Here is a 9,835-nt window from a genome sequence, read left to right as displayed (position 1 = left end):
CCTTTTTAAGAACTTTTAAATCAAATGAGAGCTCATCTGTTTTATTCTTCTTTTTTCTCTTCTCCGGCTTCAGGAGCTTTGCTTTCCTGCGTTTCTTCAGCAGCAGGCGCAGCAGCTTTTTCGGCAGGTGCAGCAGCTGCAGTAGTTTCAGCTGTAGCTTTTTTGCTGCCGCGACGACTTCTTCTTGTACTTTTCTTAGCAGCACCTGAAGAATCGGAAAGCATGTTTTCGTTATAGTCAACCAACTCAATGTAGCAAACTTCGGCAGCATCTCCCTGACGATTACCAAGCTTCAAAATGCGGGTATAACCACCTGGGCGGCTAGCCACTTTCTCGGAAATCTCACGAAAGAGTTCAGAAACAGCTTCCTTGTTTTGAAGATGACTGAAAACGATACGACGAGAATGCGTATTATCGGTTTTTGATTTATTGATAAGCGGCTCAACGTACATACGTAGTGCCTTGGCTTTGGCCAAAGTAGTTTTAATTCTCTTATGAATGATAAGAGAACTTGCCATGTTTGAAAGCATGGCCTTACGATGAGCACTTGTGCGGCTTAAATGATTAAATTTCTTTCTATGTCTCATTGCAATTATTCCTTGTCTAATTTATACTTCGTAATATCCATACCGAAGTTTAGCCCCATATTATCTAGGAGGTCATCCAACTCGGTAAGCGACTTTTTACCAAAATTCCGGAATTTCAACAAGTCGTTTCGGTTATATTGGACCAACTCGCCAAGAGTTTCCACATCTGCAGCCTTAAGACAATTAAGGGCACGAACCGAAAGATCCATGTCAACCAGTTTGGTTTTAAGCATCTGACGCATGTGCAGCACTTCTTCATCGAATTCGTCACCGCTGGATTTCTCTTCCGAATCAAGAGTAATCTTTTCGTCGGAGAACAACATAAAGTGATGAATCAAGATTTTTGAAGCTTCTTTCAATGCATCTTTAGGATGAATAGAGCCATCAGTCTGAATCTGAAAAACAAGTTTCTCGTAGTCGGTTTTTTGCTCAACCCTGTAATTCTCTATGTCGTATTTAACGTTACGAATAGGAGTGTATACAGAATCAATGGCAATAGTACCAATTTCCTGTTCAGAATTCTGATTTTCGGCAGCAGGAACATATCCACGACCTTTGGAAATAGTCAGTGTCATCTGAAATTTCACATCAGAATCCATGTGAGCAATCACCAATTCAGGATTCAAAACCTCAAATCCGTTTAAGAACTGGTTAAAATCACCGGCAGTGAGAGTTTCTTTACCAGTCACCTTTACAGCGATTTTTTCCTGGTCGTGATCTTCTACTGTTTGTTTAAACCTGACCTGTTTAAGGTTCAGAATAATCTCGCTAACATCATCAACTACTCCTGGGATGCTTGAGAACTCATGGTCAACACCCTCAATCTTCACAGTTGTTATCGCATATCCTTCGAGTGAGGACAATAAGATTCTTCTTAAGGCATTTCCAACAGTAATACCATATCCCGGCTCAAGAGGACGAAATTCGAAGCGACCGAATTTGTCGTCAGCCTCGAGCATGATGACTTTGTCAGGTTTTTGGAACGCTAATATTGCCATAAGAATTAATTATTTAGAGTATAATTCAACGATCAACTGTTCTTTAATATTTTCGGGTATTTCTGATCTATCAGGAACATTGATAAACTTACCCTGCATGGTATTATCATCCCACTCAAGCCAGGAAAATTTCTGAACACTTGAATTACCCAAAGAAGTACTAATTACTTCCAGAGATTTTGATTTTTCACGAACACCAATGAGTTGGTCTGGACGTAAAGTATAAGAAGGAATGTTTACAATTTGACCATCTACAGTAATGTGACGGTGCAACACAAGCTGACGGGCAGCCGCGCGCGTTGGGGCAATGCCCATGCGGTAAACAACGTTGTCAAGTCTGGATTCCAGTAATCCCAGCAGGATTTCACCGGTAATACCTGTTTTATTGCTTGCTTTTTTAAACAAGTTACGAAACTGTTTTTCGAGCAAGCCATAGGTATATTTGACTTTCTGCTTTTCTTTCAACTGAACACCATATTCACTCGTCTTACGACGACGTGAGTTACCGTGTTGTCCTGGAGGATAATTTTTTCTTTCGAAATATTTATCGGGTCCATAAATGGATTCCCCAAATTTACGGGCAATTTTGGTTTTGGGACCAATATATCTAGCCATTCTACTAAATTTTTGATTTTAAATTTTTGATTTCAAATGATGAATATGACAGCCGCAAGATTATAGAGAGGAGGTTTATAATATATATAACCCACCTTATTCAAAACTCAAGACCAAAAATTTATGGTTAACAACTAGTTAAACAATTAAACTCTTCTTCTTTTTGGAGGACGACATCCGTTGTGCGGAAGTGGGGTCACGTCAACAATCTCGGTAACATCGATACCACTAGAGTGGAGCGAACGAATAGCCGATTCACGACCATTACCGGGACCTTTCACATATACTTTCACTTTTCTCAGACCCATATCGTGTGCAACTTTAGCACAATCGCTGGCAGCAGTTTGAGCTGCATAGGGTGTGTTCTTTTTAGAACCACGGAACCCCATTTTACCGGCACTGGACCACGAGATAACCTGACCATTGTTGTTGGTCAGAGAAACAATAATGTTGTTAAACGAAGAATGGATGTGGGCTTGTCCCACAGCTTCCACCTTAACAACTTTCTTCCTTTGACTTCCCGTCTTTTTTGCCATAATTCACTTAATTATTTCTTCTTGTTAGCAACAGTTTTCTTCTTGCCTTTTCGTGTGCGGGCATTGTTTTTGGTTGATTGACCATTTACAGGCAAACCAATCCGGTGACGGATTCCACGATAACAACCAATGTCCATCAGACGCTTAATATTAAGCTGAACCTGAGATCTAAGTTCTCCTTCAGTAGTGATGCTTGAACTAATAATCTCACGGATTTTAGTCAGTTGTTCATCAGTCCACTCATTGACCTTAGCTTCACGGCTTACACCGGCCTGGTCAAGCACTTTTTGGGCGGTACTTAGTCCAATCCCAAAAATATAGGTCAGAGAAACTTCTCCCCTTTTGTGCGTAGGAATATCAACTCCTGCAATTCTTGCCATATTCGTAAAATTTTATCCTTGACGTTGTTTAAACTTCGGGTTCTTCTTATTGATCACATATAAGCGACCTTTGCGCCGTACAATCTTACAGTCGGCACTGCGCTTTTTAACAGATGCTCTTACCTTCATGTCTCTATAATTTGAAAATTATTTGTATCTGTAACTTATTCTTCCCTTTGTAAGGTCATAGGGCGACATTTCCACCTTGACCCTGTCACCCGGTAAAATTTTGATGTAGTGCATCCTCATCTTACCGGAAATGTGGGCTGTTATTACGTGCCCGTTTTCCAACTCTACACGAAACATAGCATTGGAAAGTGCTTCGATAATAGTACCGTCTTGTTCTATAGAAGCTTGTTTTGCCATAAAATGTGTATCTTTTTATTTTTCAGACTGCAAATGTAATACTTCTTCGACAAATTTAAAACTAGATAATATATCTGCCTCATTTTTCCCCACTGCAACAGTGTGCTCAAAATGAGCAGAAACCTTCCGATCCTTCGTCCGAATCGTCCAGCCGTCGGCTTCCTGAATAATATGCCGTTTCCCAAGATTTATCATTGGTTCAATAGCAATCACCATTCCTTCCTTTAGCTTGACTCCGTTTCCCCTGCGTCCATAATTGGGCACCTCAGGAGATTCGTGCAAGTTTTTGCCAACTCCATGACCAACCATTTCACGTACAACTGAGAAACCGTTGTCTTCACAATATGATTGAACAGCATAACCAACATCACCAATCCGTTTGCCATCAACAGCTTGTTCAATTCCTTTATACAAGGAGGCCTTAGTGACTTCCAACAACTTTTTTATGTCCTCATCCACTTCCCCAATACAATAGGTATAGGCTGAATCGCCATAAAAACCGTTAAGCAAGGCACCACAATCCACGGAAACAATATCTCCATCTTTCAATGGTTTTTTATTAGGAATTCCGTGAACCACCTGGTCGTTAACGGATGTGCAAAGAGAATTAGGAAATCCCTGATAATTCAGAAAAGCAGGAACACCTCCATGATCTCTGATAAACTCTTCTGCTATTTCATCCAGTTTAAGAGTTGTCACCCCGGGTTGAACCCATCTGGCAACTTCACCATGGGTTTTAGCCACCAACATGTTACTCTCCCGAAGCAACTCTATCTCCTCTTTTGTCTTCAAATATATCATTCTGTCAAACAGTCCCTCTTTTAATACATGGCAGCTCCACCACCGGTACGTCCTTTAATACGTCCGGATTTCATCAATCCATCATAATGTCTCATCAGCAGGTGACTCTCAATTTGCTGAAGGGTATCAAGTACGACTCCAACAAGAATCAGTAATGAAGTACCCCCATAAAATTGAGCAAAAGTCTGGTCAATTCCGGCCAACATCGCAAATGCGGGAAGAATAGCCACAATAGCAAGGAAAATAGAACCCGGTAATGTAATCTTAGACATTACGGAATCCAGAAATTCCATGGTCTTCTTACCTGGTTTAACACCCGGAATAAAACCACCATTGCGTTTCATATCTTCAGCCATTTGCTGCGGATTGATAGTAATTGCAGTATAGAAATAGGTAAATATTATAATCAAAAAGGCAAATGTGAAGTTATACCAGAATCCGGTAAAATCGGCAAATGTAGCGGCAAAACCGGTGGCTGTTTCACTATCGGCAAAGCCGGCAAGTGTAATAGGCACAAACATAATTGCCTGGGCAAAGATAATAGGCATTACCCCTGCTGCATTAACTTTTAACGGGATATACTGACGAACACCGCCATATTGTTTATTTCCTACAATTCTTTTGGCATACTGAACGGGTACACGTCGTGTTCCCTGCACCAAAAGAATCGTTCCTGCAAATACAAAGAAAAGAACCACAAACTCGATTAGTAACATTACCAGGCCACCACCCTCTTCAAGTCGGGAAACAAATTCTGCAATAAGTGCAAAAGGCAACCGAGCAATAATTCCGATCATGATAATCAATGAAATACCATTGCCAATCCCCTTGTCGGTAATCCGCTCTCCAAGCCACATCACAAACATTGACCCTGCAGTAAGAATAATGGTAGAAGTCAATGTAAATCCCCATCCAGAGGCAGCAAATGCTGAACCGGGTAATTGAGCATGAAGGTTGGCTATATAACCGGGAGCCTGAAACAACAGAATAATAACAGTCAGATAACGTGTAATCTGGTTGATTCTTCTTCGTCCACTTTCACCCTCACGCTGTAAACGTTGAAAATAAGGAATGGCCATACCAAGCAACTGCACAACAATAGAAGCCGAGATATAGGGCATAATTCCCAATGCAAAAATAGAAGCATTGGAAAAAGCTCCTCCCGAAAACATATTCAACAGTCCCAGTACACCACTGCTGGTTTGGGCCTCAAGATTGGCCAACTGATTTGGATCAATACCCGGAATTACAACGAAAGACCCCAAACGGTAAATAAGAATAAAACCGATGGTTGTCAAAATACGAGACTTGAGGTCTTCAATCTTCCAGATATTTCGAATGGTTTCTATAAACTTCATGAGTGTAATTTTCTATATTAACAGACAAACAATGACCCTCACAAGAGGTGAGGGCCAGTGTTGTGTGTCTATAATTCTTCAGCAGTTCCCTGAACAGCTTCGATGGCCTGTTTTGCCGATTTTGAGAATGCATGAGCTTTCACATTGATTTTTGCTTTCAGCTCTCCATCTCCCAAGATCTTAACAAGGTCATTCTTTGCAATCAGCCCTGCACTGTAAAGTGCTTCGGGAGTTATTTCTGCATTGTTGGTCTTGTCTACAAATGCTTGCAGAGTACTAACATTAATAGATTTGTACTCCTTACGATTAAAGTTTTTAAAACCGTATTTGGGAACACGTCTCTGCAAAGGCATCTGTCCGCCTTCAAAACCTACCTTCTTGGAATATCCCGAACGCGACTTGGCTCCTTTGTGTCCGCGAGTGGAGGTACCACCCAGACCAGAACCAGTTCCACGACCAAGACGTCTCCTGTAATGAGTCGATCCTTTTGCGGGTTTTAGATTATTTAATTCCATGATTTATTTCGATAAAAACGTTAAACCAAAATTATTTTTGAACACTTACAAGGTGTTGCACTTTCCAAACCATACCCAGAATATTTGGAGTATCCTCATGTTCTACGGTACCGTTGAGTTTCTTAAGTCCAAGTGCATCCAAAGTGCGCTTTTGTTGTTGCGTACACCTGATGCGACTTTTTACCTGGGTAACTTTTATTTTAGCCATTTTAAAGGGTTTTATCCGTTAAAAACTTTGTCCAGGGTAACGCCACGTTGCGCAGCAACAGTTTTGGCATCACGCATTTCGCACAGGGCATTTATGGTTGCCTTCACCAGGTTGTGAGGATTTGCAGAACCTTTGGATTTTGCCAATACATCTGTCACTCCGGCACTTTCAAGTACAGCACGCATCGCACCACCGGCAACAAGACCGGTACCATGAGATGCAGGCTTCATAAAAATCTGTGCACCGCCAAATTTAGTAATCTGCTCATGAGGTATGGTACCATTAAGAATCGGTACATGAACCAGATTCTTTTTAGCAGCATCAACACCTTTCGCAATAGCAGTTGTCACCTCATTGGCCTTACCGAGTCCCCAGCCTACAATTCCATTCTCATCTCCTACGACAACAATGGCGGAAAAGCTAAAGGTTCGTCCACCCTTAGTTACTTTGGTAACACGGTTAATAGCAACCAGACGGTCTTTAAGCTCGATATCGTTATTACTTTTAACTTTTTTATTGTTTCCAGCCATAATGTTTAGAATTTAAGACCGGCATCTCTTGCAGCATCGGCCAATTGTTTAACTCTACCATGATACAAATACCCGTTACGGTCGAAAACTACATTTTCGATGCCCGCACTTTTGGCTCTTTCAGCAATCATTTTGCCTACCAAAGCAGATTTGTCGGATTTATTATTACTCTCTGCAGCGATATCTTTCAAAAGTGAAGATGCAGCCACCAGTGTATTCCCGCTTTTATCATCGATCAGTTGAACAGATATCTGTTTATTACTGCGATAAACTGACATGCGGGGTTTTTCTGCGGTTCCGGAAATATTTTTCCTCACCCGCTTTTTAATTTTCAGTCTTCTATTTTGTTTTGAAAAGGCCATATCAAATATCTTTATTTACTCAGATTAAACCTTTGCGCTCTTACCAGCCTTACGACGAACCTGTTCTCCAAAGAAGCGAACACCTTTTCCTTTGTATGGTTCGGGCTTACGCAATGAACGCAATTTTGCACAAACATGTCCAAGAAGCTGTTTGTCAGCCGACTCAAGAGTAATTGTTGGATTGCTCTTTCGGTCGGTTTTAGCTTCAACAATAATTTCTTTGGGCAACTCAATGTGAATCGGGTGAGAATACCCAAGCGAAAGTTCCAGTATCTGGCCATTGTTTTGAGCACGATACCCTACACCTACCAACTCGAGCTGTTTCTTGTATCCTTCAGATACTCCAACAACCATATTGTTAATCAATGAGCGGTACAATCCGTGCATGGCCTTGTGCTTTTTCTCGTCTGAGGGCCTTTTCACTTCAATATTTCCGTCGTTAATTTCAACGATCATATCAGGGTCAACCTTCTGATGAAGTTCTCCTTTGGGACCTTTTACAGTCACCAAGCTGTCCTTAACCGTTACGTTAACTCCGGAAGGTATGCTGATTGGTACTATTCCTATCCTTGACATAACTAAACCTCCTTTTTAATATACGTAACACAAAACTTCACCACCCACTTTTTCGTTGCGGGCTTCCTTATCAGTCATAACCCCTTTCGAAGTGGATATAATCGCAATTCCTAAACCATTCAAAACGCGTGGAACTTCACGATATCCGGTATATTTTCTCAAACCGGGTGTTGAAACACGCTTCAATTTTTTAATGGCGGATTCTTTGGAAGCGGCGTCATACTTCAAGGCGATTTTAATAATGCCTTGTTTTCCGTCTTCCATCATTTTGTAGTTGAGGATATAACCCTTGTCAAACAAAATCTTGGTCATCTCCTTTTTAAGATTGGAGGCAGGTACCTCTACAACCTTATGCTTTGCCATAACGGCATTCCTGACTCGTGTCAGGTAATCTGCAATTGGATCTGTCATCTTCTTAAGTTTAAATTGATCCCGCTACCGGGACAATATTTAACACTTACTCTCCTTACCAACTGGCTTTTTTAACTCCGGGTATTAAGCCCGAAGAAGCCAGCTCACGAAAAGTAATCCTGCTAACACCAAATTGACGCATATATCCCTTAGGACGACCGGTGAGCTTGCATCGGTTGTGTTGTCTTACGGGAGATGCATTACGAGGAAGCTTTTGCAAGCCCTCGTAATCACCTTCAGCCTTTAAACGGGCCCTTTTTTCAGCGTATTTGGCAATAAGTGCATCCCGCTTACGGTCGCGGGCTTTCATGGATTCTTTTGCCATATAACTAGTTCTTTTTAAGGTTTTTAAACGGTAATCCGAACTCACGAAGCAAAGCAAATGCTTCTTCATCGGTTTTTCCTGAGGTGACAAAGGTAATATTCATACCCATAATTTTATTAACGGTATCAATATTTATTTCAGGAAAAATGATTTGTTCCTCAATACCCAGGGTATAATTCCCTCTACCGTCCAACTTACTGTTGATTCCTTTGAAATCACGGATACGGGGCAGAGCCACACGGATCAGACGTTCCAGAAATTCATACATATTGTCGCGCCGCAAGGTAACACTGGCAGCGATGGGCATTTTCTTCCTCAACTTAAAATTGGAGATATCCTTTTTCGAGTAACGGGGCACAGCTTGCTGTCCGGAAATAGTTGACAACTCTTTCACAGAAATGTCGACCAATTTCTTATCGGCAACAGCATCGCCAACACCCTGGTTAATAACAATCTTCTCCAATTTGGGAACCTGCATCACAGATTTGTAATCAAACTCTTTCATAAGAGCCTGTACAATCTGTTCCTTGTACTGTTTTTCTAATGTAGGTGTATAGCTCATTACTTGATCTCCTCTCCTGATTTTTTAGAATAACGAACCAACTTCCCCTGGTCATCCAATTTACGACCAATACGGGTAGCTTTACCTGAGGAGGGATCCTTCAGGTTAAGATTGGAAATATGAATGGGGGCTTCTTTCTTGACGATGCCGCCCTGTGGGTTTTCAGAATTGGGTTTGGTATGTTTACTTACCATATTCACCCCTTCCACAATGGCGCGCTTCTTCTCGGGAAAGACCTCCAGGATTCTTCCTTCCTGTCCTTTGTTGACACCGGCATTTACAATAACGGTATCACCTTTTTTGACATGTAATTTTCCCATGATTTTCTAACTCTTTAAAATTAAAGCACTTCAGGCGCCAATGAAACAATCTTCATGTACCCTTCGCGAAGTTCGCGGGGAATGGGCCCAAAAATACGGGTTCCCCTCATTTCGCCCAAATTATTAATAAGCACACAGGCATTATCATCGAAACGGATGTAAGAGCCGTCGGCGCGCCTAACTTCCTTCTTTGTGCGAACAACTACCGCCTTACTAACGGTACCTTTCTTCATTTCGCTTGAAGGCAGGGCACTTTTTACGGTCACCACAATACGGTCGCCTACTGAGGCGTATCTGCGGCCGGTACCACCCAGCACGCGGATACAGAGAACCTCCCTGGCACCACTATTGTCGGCAACATTAAGTCTGGATTCTTGCTGTATCA

The 9,835-nt window shown here is 41.6% G+C and carries 18 protein-coding genes and 1 pseudogene; all 19 read right to left on the bottom strand.

Annotation, left to right across the window (positions count from 1 at the left end):
- Nucleotides 1–236: 236 nt before the first annotated feature.
- Nucleotides 237–587 (bottom strand): annotated as a pseudogene (gene rplQ / locus QZZ43_RS04160) (50S ribosomal protein L17); the annotation flags it as partial.
- Nucleotides 588–592: 5 nt separating this feature from the next.
- Nucleotides 593–1,585 carry a DNA-directed RNA polymerase subunit alpha gene (locus QZZ43_RS04155; RefSeq protein WP_291856564.1) on the bottom strand — a complete coding sequence of 331 codons (993 nt, stop codon included), beginning with the start codon at nt 1,583–1,585 and terminating at the stop codon, nt 593–595.
- Nucleotides 1,586–1,594: 9 nt separating this feature from the next.
- Nucleotides 1,595–2,200, bottom strand: a complete 606-nt coding sequence (gene rpsD, locus QZZ43_RS04150) for a 30S ribosomal protein S4 (protein WP_291856562.1) — start codon at nt 2,198–2,200, stop codon at nt 1,595–1,597.
- A gap of 146 nt (nt 2,201–2,346) precedes the next feature.
- Nucleotides 2,347–2,736, bottom strand: a complete 390-nt coding sequence (rpsK, locus tag QZZ43_RS04145; protein ID WP_291856560.1) for a 30S ribosomal protein S11 — start codon at nt 2,734–2,736, stop codon at nt 2,347–2,349.
- Nucleotides 2,737–2,747: 11 nt separating this feature from the next.
- A complete protein-coding gene (rpsM, locus tag QZZ43_RS04140; protein WP_291856558.1) occupies nt 2,748–3,116 on the bottom strand; it encodes a 30S ribosomal protein S13 in 369 nt (122 codons plus the stop codon).
- Nucleotides 3,117–3,128: 12 nt separating this feature from the next.
- Nucleotides 3,129–3,245, bottom strand: coding sequence for a type B 50S ribosomal protein L36 (gene ykgO / locus QZZ43_RS04135; protein ID WP_009779203.1), 117 nt, complete (start codon nt 3,243–3,245; stop codon nt 3,129–3,131).
- A gap of 18 nt (nt 3,246–3,263) precedes the next feature.
- Nucleotides 3,264–3,482, bottom strand: coding sequence for a translation initiation factor IF-1 (gene infA, locus QZZ43_RS04130; RefSeq protein ID WP_010663197.1), 219 nt, complete (start codon nt 3,480–3,482; stop codon nt 3,264–3,266).
- A 15-nt stretch (nt 3,483–3,497) separates the two neighbouring features.
- Nucleotides 3,498–4,283 (bottom strand): type I methionyl aminopeptidase, encoded by a 786-nt coding sequence (gene map, locus QZZ43_RS04125; protein WP_291856541.1) that lies wholly within the window; start codon nt 4,281–4,283, stop codon nt 3,498–3,500.
- A gap of 20 nt (nt 4,284–4,303) precedes the next feature.
- Entirely contained in the window at nt 4,304–5,641 is a 1,338-nt protein-coding gene (gene secY / locus QZZ43_RS04120) for a preprotein translocase subunit SecY (RefSeq protein WP_291856540.1), read from the bottom strand.
- 68 nt (nt 5,642–5,709) lie between these two features.
- Complete coding sequence (gene rplO / locus QZZ43_RS04115) at nt 5,710–6,156, bottom strand: 50S ribosomal protein L15 (protein ID WP_291856538.1); 447 nt, start codon at nt 6,154–6,156, stop codon at nt 5,710–5,712.
- Nucleotides 6,157–6,187: 31 nt separating this feature from the next.
- Complete coding sequence (gene rpmD / locus QZZ43_RS04110; RefSeq protein WP_291856536.1) at nt 6,188–6,364, bottom strand: 50S ribosomal protein L30; 177 nt, start codon at nt 6,362–6,364, stop codon at nt 6,188–6,190.
- A gap of 11 nt (nt 6,365–6,375) precedes the next feature.
- Nucleotides 6,376–6,894, bottom strand: a complete 519-nt coding sequence (gene rpsE, locus QZZ43_RS04105; protein ID WP_291856534.1) for a 30S ribosomal protein S5 — start codon at nt 6,892–6,894, stop codon at nt 6,376–6,378.
- Between the two features lie 5 nt (nt 6,895–6,899).
- Nucleotides 6,900–7,256, bottom strand: coding sequence for a 50S ribosomal protein L18 (gene rplR / locus QZZ43_RS04100; RefSeq protein WP_291856532.1), 357 nt, complete (start codon nt 7,254–7,256; stop codon nt 6,900–6,902).
- A gap of 24 nt (nt 7,257–7,280) precedes the next feature.
- A complete protein-coding gene (gene rplF, locus QZZ43_RS04095) occupies nt 7,281–7,832 on the bottom strand; it encodes a 50S ribosomal protein L6 (protein ID WP_291856530.1) in 552 nt (183 codons plus the stop codon).
- Between the two features lie 15 nt (nt 7,833–7,847).
- The gene (gene rpsH / locus QZZ43_RS04090; protein WP_291856528.1) at nt 7,848–8,243 is read right to left on the bottom strand and encodes a 30S ribosomal protein S8; all 396 of its coding nucleotides are present in this window, start codon (nt 8,241–8,243) and stop codon (nt 7,848–7,850) included.
- 55 nt (nt 8,244–8,298) lie between these two features.
- The gene (gene rpsN, locus QZZ43_RS04085) at nt 8,299–8,568 is read right to left on the bottom strand and encodes a 30S ribosomal protein S14 (RefSeq protein WP_291856526.1); all 270 of its coding nucleotides are present in this window, start codon (nt 8,566–8,568) and stop codon (nt 8,299–8,301) included.
- 4 nt (nt 8,569–8,572) lie between these two features.
- Complete coding sequence (gene rplE, locus QZZ43_RS04080; RefSeq protein WP_291856525.1) at nt 8,573–9,130, bottom strand: 50S ribosomal protein L5; 558 nt, start codon at nt 9,128–9,130, stop codon at nt 8,573–8,575.
- Nucleotides 9,130–9,450 (bottom strand): 50S ribosomal protein L24, encoded by a 321-nt coding sequence (gene rplX, locus QZZ43_RS04075; RefSeq protein ID WP_291856523.1) that lies wholly within the window; start codon nt 9,448–9,450, stop codon nt 9,130–9,132. The genes rplE and rplX overlap by 1 nt, the downstream gene beginning before the upstream one ends.
- A 20-nt stretch (nt 9,451–9,470) precedes the next feature.
- The gene (gene rplN / locus QZZ43_RS04070; RefSeq protein WP_291856521.1) at nt 9,471–9,833 is read right to left on the bottom strand and encodes a 50S ribosomal protein L14; all 363 of its coding nucleotides are present in this window, start codon (nt 9,831–9,833) and stop codon (nt 9,471–9,473) included.
- Between the last annotated feature and the right edge of the window lie 2 nt (nt 9,834–9,835).

The sequence above is a fragment of the Marinilabilia sp. genome (assembly GCF_016278715.1).
Lineage (GTDB): Bacteria > Bacteroidota > Bacteroidia > Bacteroidales > Marinilabiliaceae > Marinilabilia.
This window is presented reverse-complemented; position numbering and strand designations above follow the sequence as displayed.

Excerpts from the sequence above, each read along its gene's own strand:
- QZZ43_RS04155 (WP_291856564.1), bottom strand. The coding sequence starts at position 1,585 with ATGGCAATATTAGCGTTCCAAAAACCTGACAAAGTCATCATGCTCGAG.
- rpsD (WP_291856562.1), bottom strand. The coding sequence starts at position 2,200 with ATGGCTAGATATATTGGTCCCAAAACCAAAATTGCCCGTAAATTTGGG.
- rpsK (WP_291856560.1), bottom strand. The coding sequence starts at position 2,736 with ATGGCAAAAAAGACGGGAAGTCAAAGGAAGAAAGTTGTTAAGGTGGAA.
- rpsM (WP_291856558.1), bottom strand. The coding sequence starts at position 3,116 with ATGGCAAGAATTGCAGGAGTTGATATTCCTACGCACAAAAGGGGAGAA.
- ykgO (WP_009779203.1), bottom strand. The coding sequence starts at position 3,245 with ATGAAGGTAAGAGCATCTGTTAAAAAGCGCAGTGCCGACTGTAAGATT.
- infA (WP_010663197.1), bottom strand. The coding sequence starts at position 3,482 with ATGGCAAAACAAGCTTCTATAGAACAAGACGGTACTATTATCGAAGCA.
- map (WP_291856541.1), bottom strand. The coding sequence starts at position 4,283 with ATGATATATTTGAAGACAAAAGAGGAGATAGAGTTGCTTCGGGAGAGT.
- secY (WP_291856540.1), bottom strand. The coding sequence starts at position 5,641 with ATGAAGTTTATAGAAACCATTCGAAATATCTGGAAGATTGAAGACCTC.
- rplO (WP_291856538.1), bottom strand. The coding sequence starts at position 6,156 with ATGGAATTAAATAATCTAAAACCCGCAAAAGGATCGACTCATTACAGG.
- rpmD (WP_291856536.1), bottom strand. The coding sequence starts at position 6,364 with ATGGCTAAAATAAAAGTTACCCAGGTAAAAAGTCGCATCAGGTGTACG.
- rpsE (WP_291856534.1), bottom strand. The coding sequence starts at position 6,894 with ATGGCTGGAAACAATAAAAAAGTTAAAAGTAATAACGATATCGAGCTT.
- rplR (WP_291856532.1), bottom strand. The coding sequence starts at position 7,256 with ATGGCCTTTTCAAAACAAAATAGAAGACTGAAAATTAAAAAGCGGGTG.
- rplF (WP_291856530.1), bottom strand. The coding sequence starts at position 7,832 with ATGTCAAGGATAGGAATAGTACCAATCAGCATACCTTCCGGAGTTAAC.
- rpsH (WP_291856528.1), bottom strand. The coding sequence starts at position 8,243 with ATGACAGATCCAATTGCAGATTACCTGACACGAGTCAGGAATGCCGTT.
- rpsN (WP_291856526.1), bottom strand. The coding sequence starts at position 8,568 with ATGGCAAAAGAATCCATGAAAGCCCGCGACCGTAAGCGGGATGCACTT.
- rplE (WP_291856525.1), bottom strand. The coding sequence starts at position 9,130 with ATGAGCTATACACCTACATTAGAAAAACAGTACAAGGAACAGATTGTA.
- rplX (WP_291856523.1), bottom strand. The coding sequence starts at position 9,450 with ATGGGAAAATTACATGTCAAAAAAGGTGATACCGTTATTGTAAATGCC.